General features: G+C 38.2%; 21 protein-coding genes, 1 pseudogene, 1 riboswitch and 2 other annotated features. Of the genes and pseudogenes, 13 read left to right on the forward strand and 9 right to left on the reverse strand.

The features are described 5' to 3' along the window. The first annotated feature begins 1 nt into the window (after position 1). Complete coding sequence (locus tag DTK66_RS04020; RefSeq protein WP_191667861.1) at positions 2 to 139, forward strand: hypothetical protein; 138 nt, start codon at positions 2 to 4, stop codon at positions 137 to 139. Between the two features lie 42 nt (positions 140 to 181). Here the strand turns inward: DTK66_RS04020 and DTK66_RS04025 are convergent, their stop codons facing one another. Beyond that, positions 182 to 1,018 (reverse strand): AraC family transcriptional regulator, encoded by an 837-nt coding sequence (locus tag DTK66_RS04025; RefSeq protein ID WP_191667862.1) that lies wholly within the window; start codon positions 1,016 to 1,018, stop codon positions 182 to 184. Between the two features lie 246 nt (positions 1,019 to 1,264). Here DTK66_RS04025 and DTK66_RS04030 point away from each other — a divergent pair. Beyond that, a pseudogene (locus tag DTK66_RS04030) lies at positions 1,265 to 3,279 on the forward strand (sugar MFS transporter). Positions 3,280 to 3,704: 425 nt separating this feature from the next. Beyond that, positions 3,705 to 5,084, forward strand: a complete 1,380-nt coding sequence (locus DTK66_RS04035; protein WP_153931513.1) for an APC family permease — start codon at positions 3,705 to 3,707, stop codon at positions 5,082 to 5,084. 68 nt (positions 5,085 to 5,152) lie between these two features. Here the strand turns inward: DTK66_RS04035 and DTK66_RS04040 are convergent, their stop codons facing one another. Further along, positions 5,153 to 6,106: a ketopantoate reductase family protein gene (locus DTK66_RS04040; RefSeq protein ID WP_153930963.1), complete on the reverse strand. Its 954-nt coding sequence runs from the start codon at positions 6,104 to 6,106 to the stop codon at positions 5,153 to 5,155. Positions 6,107 to 6,162: 56 nt separating this feature from the next. Further along, positions 6,163 to 6,399 (reverse strand) — a binding site (T-box leader). A 153-nt stretch (positions 6,400 to 6,552) separates the two neighbouring features. Between DTK66_RS04040 and DTK66_RS04045 the strand changes: the two genes are divergently transcribed. From DTK66_RS04045 to DTK66_RS04060, 4 genes are all read left to right on the forward strand, one after another. Then, positions 6,553 to 6,744, forward strand: a complete 192-nt coding sequence (locus DTK66_RS04045) for a helix-turn-helix transcriptional regulator (RefSeq protein WP_153930962.1) — start codon at positions 6,553 to 6,555, stop codon at positions 6,742 to 6,744. Beyond that, positions 6,729 to 7,271: a DUF3278 domain-containing protein gene (locus DTK66_RS04050; RefSeq protein ID WP_225208992.1), complete on the forward strand. Its 543-nt coding sequence runs from the start codon at positions 6,729 to 6,731 to the stop codon at positions 7,269 to 7,271. Before DTK66_RS04045 ends, DTK66_RS04050 begins: the two co-directional genes overlap by 16 nt. 409 nt (positions 7,272 to 7,680) lie before the next feature. Continuing rightward, positions 7,681 to 8,817: a 5-methyltetrahydropteroyltriglutamate--homocysteine S-methyltransferase gene (locus DTK66_RS04055; protein WP_153930960.1), complete on the forward strand. Its 1,137-nt coding sequence runs from the start codon at positions 7,681 to 7,683 to the stop codon at positions 8,815 to 8,817. Between the two features lie 63 nt (positions 8,818 to 8,880). After that, a complete protein-coding gene (locus tag DTK66_RS04060; protein ID WP_191667863.1) occupies positions 8,881 to 9,375 on the forward strand; it encodes a GNAT family N-acetyltransferase in 495 nt (164 codons plus the stop codon). A 75-nt stretch (positions 9,376 to 9,450) separates the two neighbouring features. Here the strand turns inward: DTK66_RS04060 and DTK66_RS04065 are convergent, their stop codons facing one another. The 5 genes from DTK66_RS04065 to DTK66_RS04085 form a co-directional block, all read right to left on the reverse strand. Then, positions 9,451 to 9,696: a cytochrome b5 domain-containing protein gene (locus tag DTK66_RS04065; RefSeq protein WP_153930958.1), complete on the reverse strand. Its 246-nt coding sequence runs from the start codon at positions 9,694 to 9,696 to the stop codon at positions 9,451 to 9,453. A gap of 19 nt (positions 9,697 to 9,715) precedes the next feature. Continuing rightward, a complete protein-coding gene (locus tag DTK66_RS04070; RefSeq protein ID WP_153930957.1) occupies positions 9,716 to 9,934 on the reverse strand; it encodes a cytochrome b5-like heme/steroid binding domain-containing protein in 219 nt (72 codons plus the stop codon). A gap of 95 nt (positions 9,935 to 10,029) precedes the next feature. Continuing rightward, complete coding sequence (locus DTK66_RS04075) at positions 10,030 to 10,467, reverse strand: GNAT family N-acetyltransferase (protein ID WP_191667864.1); 438 nt, start codon at positions 10,465 to 10,467, stop codon at positions 10,030 to 10,032. A gap of 174 nt (positions 10,468 to 10,641) precedes the next feature. Further along, positions 10,642 to 11,298, reverse strand: a complete 657-nt coding sequence (locus DTK66_RS04080; RefSeq protein ID WP_191667879.1) for an NAD(P)H-binding protein — start codon at positions 11,296 to 11,298, stop codon at positions 10,642 to 10,644. A 118-nt stretch (positions 11,299 to 11,416) separates the two neighbouring features. Next, complete coding sequence (locus tag DTK66_RS04085; RefSeq protein ID WP_153930955.1) at positions 11,417 to 11,731, reverse strand: winged helix-turn-helix transcriptional regulator; 315 nt, start codon at positions 11,729 to 11,731, stop codon at positions 11,417 to 11,419. Between the two features lie 104 nt (positions 11,732 to 11,835). Here DTK66_RS04085 and DTK66_RS04090 point away from each other — a divergent pair, with 104 nt between their 5' ends. Further along, positions 11,836 to 12,438: a nitroreductase family protein gene (locus DTK66_RS04090; protein ID WP_191667865.1), complete on the forward strand. Its 603-nt coding sequence runs from the start codon at positions 11,836 to 11,838 to the stop codon at positions 12,436 to 12,438. A gap of 66 nt (positions 12,439 to 12,504) precedes the next feature. Next, positions 12,505 to 12,939, forward strand: a complete 435-nt coding sequence (locus DTK66_RS04095; protein WP_153930953.1) for a winged helix-turn-helix transcriptional regulator — start codon at positions 12,505 to 12,507, stop codon at positions 12,937 to 12,939. Positions 12,940 to 13,073: 134 nt separating this feature from the next. Here the strand turns inward: DTK66_RS04095 and DTK66_RS04100 are convergent, their stop codons facing one another. Both DTK66_RS04100 and DTK66_RS04105 read right to left on the reverse strand, forming a co-directional pair. After that, positions 13,074 to 14,255: an MFS transporter gene (locus tag DTK66_RS04100; protein WP_191667866.1), complete on the reverse strand. Its 1,182-nt coding sequence runs from the start codon at positions 14,253 to 14,255 to the stop codon at positions 13,074 to 13,076. A gap of 303 nt (positions 14,256 to 14,558) precedes the next feature. Continuing rightward, positions 14,559 to 15,881, reverse strand: a complete 1,323-nt coding sequence (locus DTK66_RS04105) for a C1 family peptidase (RefSeq protein WP_191667867.1) — start codon at positions 15,879 to 15,881, stop codon at positions 14,559 to 14,561. Between the two features lie 191 nt (positions 15,882 to 16,072). Here DTK66_RS04105 and DTK66_RS04110 point away from each other — a divergent pair, with 191 nt between their 5' ends. From DTK66_RS04110 to asnA, 4 genes are all read left to right on the forward strand, one after another. After that, a complete protein-coding gene (locus DTK66_RS04110) occupies positions 16,073 to 16,714 on the forward strand; it encodes an SDR family oxidoreductase (protein WP_191667868.1) in 642 nt (213 codons plus the stop codon). A 119-nt stretch (positions 16,715 to 16,833) separates the two neighbouring features. Continuing rightward, the gene (locus DTK66_RS04115; RefSeq protein ID WP_191667869.1) at positions 16,834 to 19,371 is read left to right on the forward strand and encodes a M1 family metallopeptidase; all 2,538 of its coding nucleotides are present in this window, start codon (positions 16,834 to 16,836) and stop codon (positions 19,369 to 19,371) included. 115 nt (positions 19,372 to 19,486) lie between these two features. Beyond that, positions 19,487 to 19,582: riboswitch (THF riboswitch) on the forward strand. Between the two features lie 54 nt (positions 19,583 to 19,636). Next, complete coding sequence (locus tag DTK66_RS04120) at positions 19,637 to 20,194, forward strand: folate family ECF transporter S component (RefSeq protein WP_191667880.1); 558 nt, start codon at positions 19,637 to 19,639, stop codon at positions 20,192 to 20,194. Between the two features lie 144 nt (positions 20,195 to 20,338). After that, positions 20,339 to 20,589 (forward strand) — a binding site (T-box leader). 63 nt (positions 20,590 to 20,652) lie between these two features. Next, a complete protein-coding gene (gene asnA, locus DTK66_RS04125; protein WP_191667870.1) occupies positions 20,653 to 21,663 on the forward strand; it encodes an aspartate--ammonia ligase in 1,011 nt (336 codons plus the stop codon). The last annotated feature ends 1 nt before the right edge of the window (position 21,664 follow it).

A 21,664-nucleotide genomic window follows, 5' to 3' on the forward strand; every position in this document is an offset into this window, starting at 1 on the left:
TATGACTACAATGAACGATTTATTCTTAGCAATGCACAAACAAGCTGCTGAAAAGCGTCAAGCCAGCGGTATTATGCTTGACGCTAAAAAAGATACACCTACTGGTATCGGCCAAGGAATTCTTAATGTTCGTAAGTAATTTAAAAAGAGCTATGATTAGGATTTTCTAATCATGGCTCTTTTAATTTTTCCTAATATTTTTACGGAATATCTGCGGACTAAACCCATCATAACGCTTAAACGCCTTTGAAAAAGTAAATTCATCTTTATACCCAACGCGGTGAGCAATTTCTTGGATCGGGTTATTTGAATTAAGCAATAACTGCTTAGCATCCTCCATCCGTAACTGTGATAAATATTTTTGTGGAGATAGATTCATTTCACGTTTAAAAATCGTATAGAGATAGCTTCGCGAAATATTAATATGCTGACACAGATTTGCAATTGTACAGTCACTTTTGCGATAGTTTTCTTGAAGATAGTAAATAGCCAGCCTAATTTGCTTATTAGCCATGCTGCTGTCTTTTTCTTGTTTATTCGGATATTCCGTTACAAGATGATAAAACATCTCGTAAGTAAGCGACTCAACTAATATATCATTAGGCAATGAACTAGGCGCACGCAACGTATTATAAAGCCGGCGCAGACTAGTATAAAATTTACTTTGTTGAACTTGGCGCAAATACCTTTTTCTAGCGAGAGTTGATCCCTGCAACATAGTATTAATTTTTATCCCCGAGAAGCCGATCCAAAAATACTTCCACGGATTTTCACCGTCTGCCTGGTAAAAACAAGGGACACCCTTAGGCAAGATAAAAACATCCCCCGCCTTCAAACTAACTGCATTATGATTTGCTGAGGAAAAAACGCCCTGTCCCTCCTGAATATAGTGAATAACATAATTGTCCCGAACATTATTACCACGATAAAAATAATTAGGTGGACAAACATCTTGTCCGATAAATAAGATGTTACTTTCTAAGCTTTTCCATGAGATACTTTTATATTCACTATCCATTTAAATCCTCCTTTTTTCTGTAACATTTTGCCATTTTCAATGGATATTTGTTCTTACTTACAAAATAAAAACTACTAAACCCATAGGGCTAATGGATTTAACATGTCAATTTGTTCTATAACGATAATAACAAAAAGCCGGTAAAGAAGTCCATGGTTTGCTAAGCGTTTAGCAAATATAATAACTTGTAATGAAAGCGAATACATAAAATTGCTTTACTGCTATTCATAGAAAGAAGGAAAAATCATGGATACTGAGGGAAAAACCAAAATGACCATGCGTGAGCGGCTTGCTTACAGTTTTGGAGCTTTTGGAAATGACTCATTCTATGGCCTTTTATGTGGCTACCTTATAATGTTCATCACATCGCACCTATTTGATACTGGTAACAGAGCTTTAGATAACAAAATGATTAGCATCGTTACCCTTATCATTATGTTATTGCGTTTTGTTGAACTTTTTATTGACCCTTTTATATGTTATTGCGTTTTGTTGAACTTTTTATTGACCCTTTTATTGGAAATGCGATTGATCGCACCAAGACACGGTGGGGACACTTCCGTCCATGGGTTGTTATTGGGGGAACGATTTCTGCTATTATTTTGTTAATTCTTTTCACTAATATGGGTGGGCTTTATAAAAAGAACGCAATTGCCTACCTTGTTGTTTTTGGAATTTTGTACATTACAATGGATATCTTCTATTCATTTAAGGACGTTGGTTTTTGGTCAATGTTACCATCTCTAACAACTGATTCTCGGGAACGGGAAAAAACTGCCACTTTTGCCCGTGTCGGTTCGACTATTGGCGGGGGAATGGTTGGAATCATCGTTATGCCTGCCGTTATTTACTTCTCTGCTACTAATACCAGTACTGGAGATAGTCGCGGATGGTTTATGTTTGCCCTAATTATTTGTTCACTTGCAATGCTCTCAGCTTGGGGCGTTGGGATTTTTACTCGTGAAGTTAATAGTGATATTCGGAAAAACAAAAAAGATACTGTCGGCGTTGTTGGAATTTTTAAGGCGCTTTCTGGTAATGACCAATTAATGTGGGTTGCTTGTGCTTACCTCTTTTACTGTGTAGGCATTAATATCATCAACTCACTTGAAGTTTACTACTTTACTTACATCATGGGAGCTCCTAAAGCATTCTCAATCTTTTCTACTATCAATGTTTTCTTAGGAATCATCGGTACTTCCCTTTTCCCACTATTCTCGAAGCATCTTAGTCGTAAAGCACTTTTTACGAGTTTACTAGTCTTTATGCTTTGTGGAATCGCCCTCTTCTCTGTTGCTGGAGACAATCTTGCGCTGGTTTTAATCGCCGCTTCAATGTTTGGCTTCCCACAACCAATGGTCTTCCTAATCGTGCTAATGATCATTACTGACTCTGTTGAATACGGACAGTTAAAATTAGGACACCGTGATGAGTCCCTTGCTTTATCTGTCCGGCCGTTAATTGACAAATTTGGCGGAGCTGTAGCTAATGGTGTTGTTGGTCAAGTCGCAATTATCGCAGGAATGACGACCGGTGCGACCGCATCAACAATTACTGCTGCTGGCCGAACTAATTTTAAACTCTTGATGTTCGCTGTTCCGTCTGTTCTCCTCATCATTGCTATCGTTGTCTTTGCTAAAAAAGTTATTTTAAGCGAAGAAAAGCACGCGGCAATTGTAGCCGAACTTGAAAAGACTTGGGGTAAAAAACTTAATAGTGATGATTTAAATACTCCAACTCAAACCGTTGATATTCCAACACCAATTTCTGGTGAATTGATTAAACTTAGCGATGTTAATGATCAGACATTTTCAACTGGGGCAGCTGGTCAAGGGTTTGCAATTAAACCAAGTGATGGCCGCGTTCTAGCGCCATTTGATGCCACTATTCGTCAAGTCTTTACCACTCGTCATGCTGTTGGATTAGTGAGCGACAAAGGAGTTGCAATGTTAATTCATATTGGCCTTGGGACCGTAAAGCTAAAAGGAACCGGCTTTGTTTCCTACGTTGAAGAAGGACAGCAAGTTAAGAAAGGTCAAGAATTGATTGAATTTTGGGATCCGACAATCAAAAAAGCCGGTCTTGATGACACGGTTATTGTAACGATTACTAACTCTCCTGAATTTGATAATATCACTTTGACAAAGCAAACAGGCACTGAAGTTAAAGCTGGTGACAATGTATTGAGTTTACAAATTGAATTTAATGAAGAACCAAGTTCCAACGAAGCACCCAACATGCCTGTCGGTGATATGGCCTAATTCTTATTTTCTATCAATCCTCAAAGGGGCTGTGACATAAGTCTCCTATATAGTTAATGCTACAGCGCAGTACACAAAGGGACTCTAGCGTTCGGAAAATCCGGACACTAGAGTCCTCTTTGTGCTTGCGGGGGTTCCCTAAAGGCTAGCTTCGCGTCGAAAAACGAACTAGCAAGCTAGTTCTGTCTCACTGCCTTTCAGATGAAATAACAGCAAACGGACTACCCACTGAATAATATAGAGCTAATCCCTTAATAACGGTGGGTCATCATCAGCTTTCTTTATTCGATGCTTAACATGCTAAATTAGGTAAACAATTCATGTTTCCATAATTATTAAGGAATATCCAGCTTGCTTCTAAGCATATTTTAATGTAAAATTTTTAGGTATGATATAAAAGAGAATTTGAAAGGAATAAGATACTTATGAAAAGTCAACCGCATCAAGGCTCAAAAGATCAAGAGAAAACGCTCGGTCTTTTTGACCTATCTGTATTAGGAATTGGCGCAATTATTGGAACTGGGATTTTAGTTTTAACTGGGATCGTCGCCGCGGAAGATGCAGGTCCCGCGATTGTCTTCTCATTTTTAATCGCTGCTTTAGCTAGTGGTTTAATCGGGCTTTGCTATTCTGAATTAACAACTAGCCTTCCTAACTCTGGGAGCGCCTTTTACTACGCTTGGGTATCAATTGGTAAATTTGTCGCTTTTCTTGCCGGATGGACCCTTATCGGTGTTTACGTGACAACAACAGCAACTGTTGCCAATGGATGGACTGGCTACGTTCAATCATTCTTAGAGGTATTAGGGATTAAGCTACCACACAGTTTATTAGGCAATCCAGCTGCTGGCGGTTATGTTAACCTTCCTGCCGTTTTGATGATCCTGCTAATGACCGTAATTTTAACTCGTGGAACAAGCGAAAGTAAACTTGTTAATAACTTTTTAGTCGGCGTTAAGATATTTATTATTGTCCTTTTTATTGTTATTAGTGCCCAGCATATTAATCCAGCAAATTGGCATCCCTTCCTCCCTTACGGATATAAAGGTATCTTCACTGGAGCATCCGCGGTATTCTTCTCCTTCCTAGGTTTTGATGCCCTGGCTACTTCTGCTGAAGATGCAAAAGACGTTGATAAAAATATTCCCCGGGCAATAATCTTATGTTTAGTTATCTCAACTGCCTTGTACATCTTAGTTAGTTTAGTAATGACTGGTGTAATTAGTTACAAAGATTTAAATGTATCTGAAGCTATGTCATACGTCCTATTAGCCAAAGGACACAAATATGTTGCTGAAATTGTCTCACTAGGTGCGGTTCTTGGGATCATGGCTGTGGTATTTGCCTTTATTTACGCTGGATCGAATATTATGAAGTCAATGAGTCGCAGTGCATTCTTGCCAAAAGGCCTTGCACAAGTAAATGATAAAACGCAAAGCCCAAACCGAGCTATCTGGTTAGTCGGCATTTTATCCGCGATTTTGGCTGGTGAATTTGATCTCCACTATCTCGCATTAATTGCTAATATCGGTTCATTAATGGTTTTTGCTTTGATTTCTCTTATTGTGATTATTCTTCGTTACCGCTACCCAGAATTAAAACGTCCATTTAAAGTCCCATTTGGTAATGTTATCCCTATTTTATCAATATTAATTTGTATTGTTCTCCTCGTCAGTATCTCCCTCAACGCTTGGCTGACCTATCTTTTATGGATTATCGTTGGCTTGGTCGTATATTTCTGTTACTCCCTTCGCCATGCAAATGAATTTAACTTCAAAGATGAAACAAACATTCCTGGTGAATAAATTATAAATTACCTAAAAGAGTGTGACTGCTAAGTTAAGGTTTACTTAGTTTCTCACACTCTTTTTCATTAACCATTTTTATTTTGGCGCGTTGTTTCGGCAAGATGCACAAGGTTAGTAACAAAATTATGCGTACTTGCTTCATAATTATATTTACGCCCTAACTTGACAAAATACCCGTTGATATAATCAACTTCAACTGGACGATTACGACTCATATCTTGATACATTGATGGATAATGGTGCGGACAGCCAACCTTCGATACATAATTTACACTCGCTAATTCTTCAGCACGAGTGTTAACTAATTGAACTCCCGCGCGTTCGCAAACATCATAGGCCTCATCGATTAATTGGCGAGAAAGTTCGTCGGCTTTTTCAAAGTTTGCATATTCACCCATTGTGATTTCAAACATCGTGCATAAGGTATTAACTACTGAATTGAATACCACTTTTGCCATTAATGTTCCCATAAAGTCATCCTTAAGCGTGGGATTAAAATTAGCTTTTTTCAATTCCTCCATTAACTGGTCCGTCTTTTCGTTCGTTTTGCCAGTATAAGTAGCCCAATTTGTCGTTCCCATTCCACGCTCACCAACAAATTCTACTTCACCGGGTTCAGTCAAAATAGTTGCAACAAGAGCTGTTCCCGCAACTACTTTTTCCTCAGGAAAATATTTTAAAAGTTTTTCAACATGTCCCATTCCATTCATCGCGGTTAGTGCGTACTGGTCCTTAAAGAAGTGCTTACATCTTTCTAACATATCAGCTAATTGCATTTGTTTTAATTCAAAAAATACAAAATCTGCATCCGTTGCTGTATATTCTTCTGGAGTATAGACATTTACTGGCACTAAATGTCTATTTTTATGTTCCCGAGTAACATAAACTCCGCCTTGCTCTTTCATCTTGTCATAATGTGGTTGCCATCCTTCAACAAAATCAACTTCATTTCCTGCTTCTTGTAATAAAACACCAAAACGTAAGCCCATAGCTCCGGCTCCTACAACTGTAAACTTCATAATAATCCAGCTCCTTTTTTGATTATAAAAAAAGCGTCCTCGGATTAGTTGCCTAATCCAAGGACGCAATTGCGTGGTACCACCTTTATTCGTTAATAGTTCACACTACCAACCTCAATGTTCAATGCTGAATGCACTAAACACGTCAGCTGTAATGGGCTGATCCCACCATTGATTACTAACTTCATCATGGCACTCAAAGTGATTTTCATTATGAGTTTGCTATCCTTTCACACCAACCAAGGATTCTCTGCCAGTTCATTCATAATTACTCTTCTTTTCAACGTGTTTTTATAATCTTAATTTAATTGTATTTTAATTTACTCGTGAAACAATAAAATGTCAAGAGTGATTTTTTGTCATATATAATTGACATAGAATTAATTGCAGTTTATACTACATTTATCAAATGTCTTATATATATGACACAAAAGAGGTGATAGTTGTTGAATCGGGTTAAACAATATCGTAAACAGCAAAAGTTATCCCAGCTTGAATTAGCTAAGCAAATAGGGGTTGCTCGCCAAACAATTAACTTAATTGAAAATAATAAATATAATCCCACCCTCGAGCTTTGCATCAACTTAGCCCATGCACTCCACACTGACTTAAACTCTTTATTTTGGGAGGAATCATAATAAAAGAGTCAATCATCACAAAAATATTTAAGCAATTTTACAACATATCTGGTCCACTCGACGAATATAAAAAGACTATGGCTAACGCAATTGGTAACACTACTGCTATTATGCTTTATTGGTTTAACATTCTAATTGTTCTTGCTACCGTAATTGTTGGGATTGTTACAAAAAATTATTTATTAGCTTTTGGCATTCTTAGTAGCAGCATTTTAATCTTCACTATATTCATCGCTGGAGGGTATGTTATTTATGCTGGTCATAAATCCGGACTCGCTAACCAAGAAGTTGAACAAAGTAATTTGCCATCAGCATACAAAAAAGCAATTCTTAAAAGTATAGGTTATGGGTTAATTACGGCAATCTTTGAGTACGTTTTGACCAGCACGATTTTATACCTTTACTACGGAGACTTCATTTCGCAGTTACAAAGTATAAGCAGCTTAATCAATGCAATTTTGAGCGGTGCCCTTGTAATCACTGCGCTCAGTATCGTTTTTTGCCATCGAATCAAAAAGGTTGATTAATTAAAAATAGTCCTTGACGTTTTAATTTATCCCGTGTATTATAATGACAAATAAATGAAAAACAGCTTAGAAAAGATGAGTAATCTTAGAGAATTATTACAGAGAGTCACGAATGATGAGAAGTGATATAACGAACTAAGATGAAGATGGTCTTGGAGCAATGAGAATGGCGAGCAATTATAAATTGTAAGTAATTCACGACTGACGACCGATAAAACGTCTAGGTATAGCTTCCACTAGTGTACCTACAGAGGATAATATTGTGAGATATTATCAAATTAGGGTGGTAACACGTTAATTAACTATGATTAATCAACGTCCCTAGAAAAGGTAGAGATACTTTTTCTAGGGATTTTTTTATTGCTTCAAATCTCCTGAACCCATTTAATATAGAAAGGATCGATTTACGATGACTGAATTCACTACACGCACTACTTCTCCATTTCGTTACGATATTGTTGGTAGCTTTCTCCGGCCCCAAGAATTAAAAGATGCTCGGGCCAAGTTTGCCAAAGGGGAAATCTCTCAAGCTGATTTAACAGCAGTTGAAGATAAGGCAATTATTGATTTGATTAAACAAGAAGAGGCAGCTGGACTCAAGGCAGTTACTGATGGCGAATTCCGCCGGAGTTACTGGCACCTCGACTTTTTCTGGGGACTTCACGGTGTTAAGCACGTTAATTTAAAACATGGTTACTTTTTCCATGATGAAGAGACACGCAATGATTCCGCTCAATTAGAAGGCAAAATTTCAGGAGAAAATCACCCCTTCGTTGAACACTTTAAGTTCACCAAAGCGCACACTGCTGAGGGAACCCAAGTTAAGCAAACTATTCCTGCTCCTGCTCAATTTCTAGAAGAATTTCTCCGCCCAGAAAATCAAGCAAATGCTAAAGAATTCTACCCAAACCAAGAGGAATTAGACCATGATGTTGCCGCTGCTTACCACCAAGTTATTGAAGACCTTTATGATGCCGGCTGTCGTACATTGCAATTAGATGACTGTACTTGGGGAATCTCCGTAAATGCTTTTGCTAACCTAAAAAAGAAAGATCCAAATGCAGACGTTTCTCAATTGGAAGCATTACAAAAACGATTCTTAAAAGTAAATAATGAGGCCATTGCTAACCTCCCCGCAGATCTTACAATTAACACTCATGTTTGCCGAGGAAATTATCATTCAACATGGGCTGCTGCTGGCGGCTACGGTCCTGTAGCAGATAATTTATTTGCTAAAGAAAACGTCACCGCCTTCTATCTCGAATATGATAGCGAGCGCGCTGGTGGTTTTGAACCATTAACAAAAGTTCCTGACGATAAATATGTAGTTTTAGGACTGGTTACATCCAAATCAGGAGAACTTGAAGATCGTGAAAGTATCATTAAGCGAATTCACGAAGCTGCAAAATATCATCCACTTGACCACCTTTGTCTCAGCCCCCAATGTGGTTTTGCATCCACTGAAGAAGGTAATATTCTTACAGAAGACCAACAATGGGCTAAAATCAAATTCATCAAAAGTATTGCCGAGGAAATCTGGGGATAATGTTCTTGCTCATCAAGCATGTTAAAATTAAGGGATAAATAACTTTTAGGAAGAAGTCTTTTAATGATTAGCATCCAACGGGCATCATCGACAGACCTACCAGCAATTGTTGCAATCTATAATCAAGCAGTCCCTTCACAAATTGTTACTGATGATGATAGCGAGGTGTCAGTTGACAGCCGTTCTGCTTGGTTTGAACAGTTTGACAATACTCATCCGCTTTTTGTTGCCAAAGATAACAACCACGTGTGCGGGTGGGTGGCATTAGAACATTTTTTAGTCCATCCGACCTATCACCTTTCCGCTGAGCTTGCTATTTATATCGATCAAGCTCACCAACACCAAGGATTAGGACAAACTCTCCTCTCTTATGTTGATCGTCAAATCACTGAATCGCTGCCCTTAAAAACTATTGTTGCATATGTTTATGAGCGCAATTTGGCAAGTCAACGGCTCTTTACCAAATGCGGTTATGAACAATGGGGCAGTCTCCCACAAATCGCAGAAATTAATCACGAATTAAGAACTCTGCTTATTTTTGGTAAACATTTTAACTAATAAAACTTCTCGAAATCAAAAATGGTTCAAAGATTTAGTATTACGAATCCTTGAACCATTTTTATATTACTTTTTCTAGTCTGCATCAGTTAGGTTACCAACTTTAGGTAGCTTTGCCAAAACGCGATCTTTGTGGGGCGAGTCCTTATATAGGGCATCAGTTAAATCATAACCTGCCTCATGTCCGTGGTGTTCGCCATTATGCCATGCTGGGCTATTCGATACATCATAAACGGTTCCGTCAATTGCAACATATGCAGGATTACCATCCTTGCCGTTGTACTTGCGTAATTCGTCTCTAGTAAATACTTTCTGTGTCATTGGGAACACTCCTTTATTCTCAATCAGCTAACTTCCCAACTACTGACAATTTCGCCAAAATTTCATCCTTATTTTTTGAACGGCCAAAGACTATTTCCATCAACGATTTTATACTAATTCCCTTTTTGGGAGCATTGGTAATATCGTAAACAATTCCGTCAATTGCCATATAATGCGGCTTATCACCATCCCCATTATATTTTGCCAGTTCGTTGCGAGTAAACTTCTTCTCAACCATCGATAGTTCCTCCTAAAGATCATTACTAGTCTAAATATAACACTAGCTAGTAATAAATAAACCAAAAAGCCCTTACAAGTAAATAAATTATAATATTAATCTAAGACCATATCTAAATGCGGAATATTATCCTCAAGATATACATCCGAGATTGGTTTAAAGCCAAATGAAGTATAAAACTTTTGTAAATATGCTTGCGCTTGAATTTGAATTTTCTTCTGGGGAAATAATTTCTTAGCTTCGTCAATCGTTGCTCGAACAAGTCGCTGTCCATATCCATGTTTTCGGTAATTCTTTAATATTAAGACCCGTCCAAACGTCGAATGTTGATTATCCTTATCCATAATCCTTGTGTACCCTACTAGCTCTCCTCGATCATCGAATAACATTAGATGGTGTGCCTTATAATCCTGTTTATCAATCTCTTGGTAAGGACATTCTTGTTCAACAACAAAAACCTTAACCCGTTCTTCTGCTAATTTACACCATTCTATTGCAGTCATTTCATTTAGTGTCTTTACTTCGACTTTCATAATTAAAAACCTCCTATAAATAAAAAGAGTACTAACCAACTTCTTCATGTCAGTAGACAGGCCCTAGTAGAAGATGGTCAATACCCTTAATGTCCTTAATCCGGGGACTAAAGACGAGTTAATATTAGATTGTTTTAAGTATACATCGGGAAATTCGAGCATTCAATGGATTTCTTAGTACCAAGCCGGCTTATCACCATCAGTACCAGGTTTATCAACACCAAAATTCTTACGAGCATATGGTGCTGGATCATTGATAATCTTAGCGACAAAATTACCAATTGATTTGCGAGATACTTCAGTTCCTTTAAAAGGTTCACCCTTAATTGTTGTTTCATAATCAACTTCATCCTTATCAGTAAGCCAAGCCGGACGAATAATCGTATAATCTAACGTTGAATTTTCAATAACATCAGCAGCGCTACGGTATGTACCAAGATAACTATCTGGTTGGCCTCCGCCGAGCATTTCATTATTCCACTCACCAAACTTGCCAGGGACTTCATCATAAATACCAATTGACGAAATCCAAATGAGCGGTTTAACTGCATACTTCTCCATTAATTTAACAATATTCTCCGCTTGCTGCTTGATATCTGGATTACGCAGATTAGCATAAACAACGTCTGCACGTTCAATTGCCGGTTCAAGTTGACCGAGGTTTAATACATCCCCCTTGATAACTGTTTCTCGTTGTTCATCAACAACATTCATATTTTGGGGATGACGAGTAAATAACAATAGTTGATCATTGCTATCGGCAAGTAATGCATCGATGGCATGTCCTGCAATTTTACCAGTTGCCCCTAAAATTAAAACTTGTTTTGTCATCATATTTACCTCCTCATACCTTCTATCATCAAGTATACGAGGTTTTTTATTAATTAAAAGTAAGTACATTAGTGTAAGGTAGTTACTTCAAGGTAAGTTTTTCTTGATTCCCATGTAATCAAGAATTTTTATTTTTTTGCTCTCCCCAGGCATTAATCGATTCAATCACTGGTTCGAGCGTTTTTCCAAAAGAAGTTAATGAATATTCCGTTTTAGTAGGAGAAGTTGCTAAAACATTTTTTTGAATAACGTTGGATTTTTCTAATTCTTTTAATTGTAATGCAAGCATCCGTTTTGAACAGTCCGGAATCAACTTTTGTAGCTCTGAAAAGCGACATTTTTGATTTTGAAATAGCTGATAAATTATCACCCCTTTCCATTTACCAGCAATCAGTTGCAATGTTTCTTCAATGGGACAATCTCTTTTTACCATGAAATCCCTCCATTCGGTGGTGAAATTAATTTCACCTCTTGAATATCTCTCTATTTCAGTTACTATTAGTAAGTAAATAACAATGAAATATAGGAGTATTTTTTATGAATTCAAATTTTAATGACTTATCTGCAAAACGTCGCTCAATTTATGCTCTTGGTAATAATGTTGCACAAGCGCCGGAAGAAATTTTTGAACTTGTTAAAAAAACCATCAAAAATTCACCAACCGCCTTTAATAGTCAAACTGTCCGTGCTGTTGTCCTTTTTGGCGCTGCGTCCGATAAGGTATGGGAGATCGTTGCGGATGCATTGCAAAAAGTTGTCAAAGACCCAGAAGCTTTTGCAAAAACAAAAGCTAAAATCGCCACTTTTAGGGCCGGCTATGGTACAATCCTTTTTTTAACTGATACCGCAATTGTTCACCAATTAGAAAAAGATTATCCATCATATGCGGATAATTTTGCAAATTGGGCAGAACAAGGTCTCGGTGGGGCCCAACAAGCTGTATGGACAGCGCTTGCTGAACACGGAATCGGAGCAAGTTTACAACACTATAATCCACTAATTGATGAAGCTATCCATCAAGCATTCGACCTTCCTAAAGAATGGCAGTTACGGGCAGAAATGCCATTTGGCTCAATCGAAGCTCCTGCTAGTGAAAAAACATACCTTAATGATGCTCAAGCATTTAAACTAATTAAATAGCTAGATTATATTCCCCTTCTCCTTAAAGTATTATAATTAATGTGAGATACTAAAGGGGGATTTTTTATGGAAAAAGAGCCTAAAATGTATAATACCGGTGCCGATTATGCGCTTACCATCATTGGCGGTAAGTGGAAATCCGTTATTCTCTATCTTTTAGCAGGTCATTCTTGGCGCCCAAGTGAATTAGTAAAGAAATTAGGTACCTCTTATAAAGTATTAAATGATCAACTTCGTGAGATGACCGCTGCTGGCTTAATTATTCGTAAAAGTTATAATACTATTCCGCCCCACGTTGAATATCGTCTAAGTGCTGAAGGAGAAAATTTATATGCGGCTTTACGCTATCTCAATTACTGGGGTGAAATGCGAGCGCAAAAAACGGGGACGGCAAAGATTATGTGCACTAATGAAATGAAAGAAAATGGCGATGATGGACTTTGTGTTATCACTAAAAAACACCTTCGCCATTGGAAACAAGAACTTGTAAAAAAGGAGTAAGCCTTAATCGCGGACTTACTCCTTTATTGTTTTCTTAATTTTACTATTAGCTAACCTCTATTTATTACCGTAAATTAATTAGTCTATATGATAGAAGCTTAGTAAACGACGCTAAAGCTTTCATTGATAATCTCCTAATGGCGATTGATTGCCCCGTTTAATTTTTTACGGTTAAAAAGGAAAATAATAATTATTAACGGCACAATAATTAGCATGACGGGATAAAAATACTTAACTGGTAAAGTGCTATCAATTATCCCACCTAAAACAGGGCCAAGCGTCATCCCTACATCAAGCCCTAAAAAGAAAGTTGAACTGGCTAAGCCACGCTCATCATCTGGAGCTAGCATCATTGCTGTTGATTGACAAACTGAATAAATCAACCCATATCCGATTGCCATCCCCGCTGCTGCTAGGGCCATCTCAAAGTTATTCTTCATGACCGTCAACATAATTAGATAGAAAATAGTAGCAATTGTGCTTACGATTAACCATGGTTGAAAGCGAACCGTGTCAAATTGATTCCGCAAGAATAACCGACTTACTAACAAAACAATTGCATAAATTAAAAAGTAGGCTCCCACAGCAATTGAAAGGTGCCGTTGTTCAGCATATTCCACGATGTCTGCTTGTGTAGCAAAATAAGGAATTGCAAATAAAGCTGTTAAAAATGCAATTGGAACTGAATCACGCTGGATAATTTTAATATGGAACCCCTTTTGCTGCTTAGAACCCGCTTGCTGTTCAGGTTCTGCACGATTACTAACAAACTGAATTGTCACAATAACCATTAACGCCGATAGTGCTGAAAAAACAATTGCAGCACGATAACCAATAATTCGATACAAGTTGATTGAAACAGCCGGCGCACATGCCATTGCAAGAGCATTCATTAAACCATAAAAACTCATGGCTTCTCCCACATGGTTAAAAGGGACGAGGTACGATAACCACGTGGTCATACAAACAGTACATAGGACAAAACCAAGGCCATTAACCAACCGACAAATCAGCAAGAAAGTACTGTTAGGAGTAAATACATAGCCAGCTACCCCGATAAAACACAAAGCGCCACCAAGAAATGCTAGCGAATATTTTGAAAAATGATCTGTCATATTTCCGGCAATTGGTCGTAAAAACATCGAGACAATGCTCATCATTCCAACAATTATCCCCGCAAACGCACTAGAGGCGCCTAAATCTTGGGCATATCCATTTATTAATGGATTACAATACATATTACTAAACATAAAAAAGAATGATGCCGCCATTACTAATACAACATCTTTTGTAAAAATCGTCTCTTTTTTTGCCATCAATTCCCCAGCTTTCTCTCAACAAGTTTTCCTACAATGAATATAGTTAACTTCTATAATACAACCATTTGTTGGCGTTTTTAGTGATATTTTTATTTAAAAGTTAATATTTCCTGGGAAATTTACGACAAGAAGGAACGTTAAAAAGCTCCAAAACTCGGGTTTCCCGAGCTCGGAGCTCTTTCTCGTAGTATTTTAATAAACAATGATTAGCCCATGACGTGCCAATCATCGTCCCTAGCCAACGGCCTTGTCGAGAAGGTTATATCACTTCTCTCTATACTTCACGATTTAATTTTTATCTTACTGTAACGAATCCCAAGCTGGTAAAGTGATTGGTTCACTTTCAGCCACGTTTTTGACCCGGTCACTAATATACTTTTTATTAATAACTGCCTCGTAGGTATATTCTTCAAACCAGTCTTGAGTCATAACAAAGTAACCATTGTCACCGTTATCTTTACCCCAACTATTTTCAATCTTCCACCGCGTTGGTTGGTCATTTACTAGGTCAAAGCCGGTCAAAGTCATAGCATGCGATACCATTGCTTGTTTCGATTCCAACCGATGTTTCTTATCCATTGTAAAATCAACGCCGAGTAATTCTTCTCGATGGAATAATTTAGCATCCATCAAGCCCCGCTTCCGGTCCATTTGCTGAAGGACATCATTACCAACCCAGACAGTCTCACCAGCCTTAAGTTGCTTTAATGCTGCTTCTTGTAGTTCTTCAAACGGAACATTAACAAATTTAATCGGAATTCCACCAGCAACACTATCTTGCGCTGGCATCAAATAACTCTTATCCATTTCATGGTCTGGCGCATTCGTAACGACAACATAATCACTTAAGTTAGTGTCGAAGTATTCACGATAGAATTTTAATGGTGTAAGGTCCAAAACTTGATGGAACTTTTTATCATCATCACGATATTCAAGATCAAACTTAGCCGGTGGCTCACCGAATGAATAAGCTGCAATCTTATAAACACCTGCCATCATCCGTGTCTGTGCCTTTTGCAATTCATCTTCACTAGCGTTATCTTGTACCATTCCCCGTAGTTCAAGGGCATCTTTACGCATTAAGTAATTAAATACTTCTGCAACATCTGAAGTATCCTTCGTGTTATGCGTATCAGGCATTACGTATTCTGGAACTACACCATACTTTTCAATAATTGAAGCCGCATTTGCCCATTGTCCGCCGTCATTTAAGGCAAAACTAAGGTAGAAGTCAACGGTCCGATCATGTAGCGGCTTATTAGCAGTCGCAATAATCTTTTGGAAAAACATATTTGCCCGTTCAATCCGATCCCAGAAGAACAAGTAGTTTTGCGACAATTCAAAATCCTTAAATTTATATTTCGTCGCAAACTTGTGACGAAGCGTATTCAAAGCCGCAAATGACCAGCAACGGCCACTATGGCGCTGATTACTTGGTTTTCCGGTCTTTATTTCGTAAGAGAATGCCCGATGAAGGCGTTGACTAGCTGCTGGATCTTCACTCGAAGCTTTTATTCCATTTTTTTGTATTGCCCGGGCAATAACTTCAGCGTCTTTACGCGCATGAAATTCTTTTTTTAATTCTCCAACCATTTTTGAGGTTAAATGACGTTCTTCAGTCACAATAAATCCCTTCTTTAACTAAAACTCTAAATGACTTTTACAATATTAATGATACCGCACTTTAGCTAAAATTATTGTAATAATAGCTTTTAGTTTAAAACTTACAAAAAGTAAGATAAAATTATAATAATCATTTTAGCCTATTAATTAAGCTAAATGCGTTAGAATTTTACTTAGGAGGTTGATTAGTTATGAAGAAAGTATTCGTTGTCGGTGGTTCTGGTCGAATCGCCACCGACTTAATCAAAGATTTAGTCGCTACTGGTAATGAAGTTACCGCCGGTGCTCGTCATCCTGAAAAAGTTATTAAATTAAACCATGTTACGGCTGTCGAATTAAACTTGCATGATAGCGTTGATAAAATTGCGGAGTCAATGAAAGGTATGGATGCTGTTTACTTTGTTGCTGGCTCGCGTGGTAAAGACTTACTCCAAACCGATGCCATGGGGGCAGTTAAAACGATGCAGGCAGCAGAAAAAGATGGGATTAAGCGTTATATTATGTTAAGTTCGCTCTATGCTTTACAGCCAGAAATGTGGGCAAAGATCCCATCTTTAGCTTCAATTATGGATTATAATATTGCCAAGTTTTTTGCTGATAATTACCTTATTTCAAATACAAGCCTGAACTACACTATCCTTCAACCTGCTAGCTTAACTGAAGAACCTGGTACCGGGAAAATTCAAATTGGTGAAGGGTCTGCAACCACTAATCCAATTCCCGATGTTGCTCAAACCTTAGCCGATATTTTACAACATAATAACACCATCGGCCATGTAATCATGATGCGAAGTGGTAATACACCAATTGAAGAAGCATTAGATAAAATTTAAATTTATTTTACAGGTTGTCGGCTAACCTACTTTAAAGTAAGATTAGTCTACAACTCTTTTTCTTTCCCTAAATTAACGTATAATATGCAGTAAAAGCAACTTAAGAAAGGGTCTTATGTATGGCAAAAATCGAACGTTTCTATAACACTTTTCAACCTGACCACTATGATGTCTTTGTAAATATTGATCGTGGCAATAAAACAATTAACGGCAAAACAACTATTACCGGTAATGCTAGCGTTCCAAACATTGCAATTAACCAAAAAGCATTACACATTACTAGCGTTCAAACAGCTGACCAAGAATTAGATTTTACTACTGATGATACTGCAGAAGCAATCCGGATTACCCTGCCACAGACTGGCAAGGTAACCTTTACCATTACTTACGACACCAAATTAACCGATTCGATGATGGGGATTTATCCTTCGTACTACGAAGTTAATGGTGAGAAAAAGCAAATTATCGGAACACAATTTGAAACTACTTTTGCGCGCCAAGCTTTTCCATGTGTTGATGAACCAGAAGCAAAGGCTACTTTTAGTCTTGCTATTAAGTACGATGAACATCCCGGTGAAACGATTATTGCTAATATGCCAGAAGATCATGTTGAAGGCGGCATCCATTACTTTAAACCAACCGTGCGCATGTCGACATATCTTGTTGCTTTCGCATTCGGTGAACTTCAAAGCAAAATCACTGAAACCAAAAGCGGTGTTAAGGTCGGTGTCTTCGCTACCAAAGCCCATCAACCAAAGGAACTCGATTTTGCATTGGACATCGCTAAACGGGCAATTGAATTTTATGAAGACTTTTACCAAACCCCATATCCACTCCCACATTCCTGGCAATTAGCATTACCTGACTTCTCAGCTGGAGCAATGGAAAACTGGGGATTAGTAACTTATCGTGAAGCATACCTTCTACTCGACCCTGATAATACTTCACTAGAAATGAAACAATTAGTTGCTACTGTTATTACGCACGAATTGGCCCACCAATGGTTTGGCGATCTTGTAACAATGAAGTGGTGGGATGACCTCTGGCTAAACGAGAGCTTCGCTAACATGATGGAATACGTTGCCGTTGATGCCCTTCAACCTGACTGGCACATTTGGGAACTGTTCCAAACTTCAGAAGCTCCAATGGCATTGCAACGAGACGCAACAGATGGCGTACAGTCAGTCCATGTCAATGTTAATAATCCCGCTGAAATTGATGCATTGTTTGACGGTGCAATTGTCTATGCTAAGGGTGCCCGTATGCTGGTAATGGTCCGCGCTTTACTTGGTGATAAAGCATTACGCGAAGGATTGCAGAACTATTTTGCAACTCATAAGTACAACAATGCCACTGGAGCAGACCTCTGGAAAGCCCTTGGTGACGCATCGGGCCTTAACATCGGTAAGATTATGAACTCTTGGTTAGAGCAGCCTGGCTACCCAGTGGTTACTGCAAAAGTCGATGAAAATGGCGATCTTACCTTATCACAACAACAATTCTTCGTCGGTAACGGTCATGATGAAGGACGCCAGTGGCAAATCCCGCTTAATAGCAATTATGATGTTGCGCCCCAAATCATGGCAGATAAATCTATTAATCTCGGTAATTATCAATCATTACGTGAAAGTAACGGTCACCCATTCCGGTTAAATGTCGGTAACAATTCTCACTTCATCGTAAAATATGATGATACATTATTGGCCGATATTCTTGATCATACCGATGAATTAGACCCAATTACCCAGCGCCAGCTTTTACAAGATCTCCGTTTGCTTGCTCAAGGTCAACAAATATCCTACGCTTCTTTAATTCCATTGATGACTAAGTTTAAAGATAGCAAATCATCAATTGTTAATGCCGAACTTTACCAAATTGCAAACAACCTAAAAATGTTCGCAAAGCCGGGTTCGCCTGCAGAACAAGAATTACGCCAATTTTTTGACTCCTTAAGCAAAGATCAAGTTGCCCGCCTTGGTTGGATGCCACAAGCTGGTGAAAGTAATGATGATCAATTAACGCGGCCATATGTACTTAGCGCTTCATTATATGCCCACAATGCCGATTCGATTGCCAAGGCACACCAAATTTTTATGGACTATCAAGACAAGCTTGAAAGCCTCTCCGCGGATATTCGTGGTTTTATCTTAAAGAACGAGGTCCAAAATTATGGTAGTGAGCCACTCTTTAATAAGTTAGTTACTGCCTATCAGCAAACTGCAGACGCTAGTTATAAGCAGGACTTACGAATGGCAATCCCAAGTACGACTGATCCGACCCTTGTTGGTAAAGTTGTTAGTTACTTTGAAGACGCTAATATTGTCAAACCACAAGATCTTCGTGCATGGTATCGAAGCCTCCTAATCAATAACGCTGGACAACAAGCTGCTTGGAATTGGCTTCGTGATGAATGGCAATGGTTAAACGATACAGTTGGTGGCGATATGGAGTTTGCAACATTTATTACTGTAACCGCTGGAATTTTCCATACCACTGAACGATTAAAAGAGTTCAAGGATTTCTTTGAACCAAAACTCGATACACCAGGTTTAACCCGTGAAATTAAAATGGACATCAAAGTAATTGAAAGTAAGGTTGCACTAATTGAGAAAGAGCAAGACGCTGTAAATGAAATGATTGCTAAAAGCTTAAACTAAAAGCAAATTAATAAAAATGAACTATATCAACAATTTCGCTTGTTATAGTTCATTTTTATTATCTTTTATCATCGTTATTGTTGTATAATATCCGTGTTTATCGTATAATGCAATTGTTGGGGTAGGATCTCCAGAGTTATTGTCCAGCGGAACGGAATGTGAACGTTGGAAGGAAGCTTTTGCGCTGCTTTGGTTTTCCGCATTCACCATGAACGGAAACGTCAATGTGTTCCCTGACAAATTTTTACAAGGGAGTGGATTGATGATGTCGACGTTATCTTTTACTGGACCACGGTTTACAACTAAGAACCTAACCTTAGCAGCAATGTTGATTGCTTTACAGGTTATATTAGAAAAACTTTCAATCGGTGATCCATCAGTATTAAAATTTAGTTTTGGTTTTGTTGCAACCGCCCTTCTTGGGTATTGCCTCGGCCCGTGGATTAGTGCTTGGGCAATGGTTGTTGCTGATATCATTAGCAATACTATTCTTAGTTCTGGTAGTCTATTTTTCCCCGGTTTTACTCTTTCGGCTTTTATTTCTGGATTAATCGCTGGTATGTTTTTATACCAGCAACGTATTAGCTGGCAACGAGTATTAGTATATGAGTTCTTTCAAATTTTACTAACAAATGTAATTGGAACAACTCTCTGGCTTTATCTCATGAGTTTAAGTTCTAGTAGTAGCAGCCATACTTTTATGGCCCTATTATTTATTCGTATCCCGAAAGAACTTATTACTTGGCCGCTTGAAACACTGATTGTGCTAATCATTCTTCGCCAAATATCACGAATGAATTTAATACCGAAGAACCACGCTTAGAAAAAATGAAGCCGCCTGACAATTGTTGGTTTTTTAACATTACTAAACATAACAATTAAAACAAACCAGCATAAGCTAAGATAAAATAATTTAAATAAGGTATTGCATTTTAAATGAATTAGGTTAAAATACAATTAACAAAATAAAAAAGCGATGAGAAAGAAGAGTAGCTAGTTATATTCGTTCAGTGAACTGATGATAGTGAGAAATCAGTCGACCCTATGCTAGTGAATAACCCTTTCGCGAGTGCTGCTAACCCAAATGAGTTTACTTAGAGTAGGCTTAGCCGGAACCGGTCCGTTATCTTGCCGGCGGAGCATTGTGTGCTCTTGAGGAGGTCTAGTATTACTAGACAATTTGGGTGGTACCGCGGAATAAAGCCTTTCGTCCCTTAATTTTAAGGGATGGAGGGCTTTTTTTAGTTCATTCCTAAATCTAAATTTTAAGGAGTGCTTATTATGGACTTAACTATTCCAAAAGACTATGATCCACGTCTTTCTATTCGGGAAACTGAAGCTGCTATTCGTTACATTCGGGAAACATTCCAAGATGAATTCGGTAAAGAACTCAACCTTCAACGAATGTCTGCCCCGATGTTTGTTGAAAAAAGCACTGGGCTAAACGATAACTTAAATGGGATTGAACAACCGGTATCATTTGAAATGAAGGACATGCCGGAAGAAACTGTTGAAGTTGTTCATTCCCTTGCTAAATGGAAACGCCTCGCCCTCAAACGGTACGGCTTTGGAATGCACGAAGGTCTTTATACTAACATGAACGCAATTCGTAAAGAAGAAGATCTTGATAACTTCCATTCGATTTATGTTGATCAATGGGACTGGGAAAAGGTCATTGCCAAGGATGAACGAACAGAAGAAACGCTAAAAGATACAGTTCGGACAATCTTCAAGGTTATCAAGCATATGGAACATGAAGTTTGGTACAAGTTCCCACAAGCTGTCTACCACCTTCCAGACGAAATTCATTTTGTAACTACTCAAGAGCTTGAAGACCGGTGGCCAGATTTAACACCAATGGAACGTGAAGATAAGATTGCTAAAGAACTTGGTGCCGTATTTGTAATGAAGATCGGTGATAAGCTAAAGCGTAGCGGTAAACCTCACGATGGCCGTGCACCCGATTATGATGATTGGAGCTTGAACGGTGATATTATTTTTTGGTATGAACCATTACAACGGCGGATTGAAATCTCAAGCATGGGAATCCGGGTTAGTCCAGAATCAATGAAATACCAACTTGAACAAGCTGACGCAACTGATCGTGAAAAATTACCATTCCATAAAATGTTGCTCAACGGCGAATTACCATATACAATTGGTGGAGGAATTGGTCAATCACGGCTCTGCATGCTCCTACTTGGCAAAGCACATGTTGGGGAAGTGCAAGCAAGTATTTGGCCAGAAGATATGATTAAGAAGTGTGAAGAAAACCACATTCAAATTTTATAAT

The sequence above is a fragment of the Limosilactobacillus walteri genome (assembly GCF_014830205.1).
GTDB classification, from domain to species: domain Bacteria; phylum Bacillota; class Bacilli; order Lactobacillales; family Lactobacillaceae; genus Limosilactobacillus; species Limosilactobacillus walteri.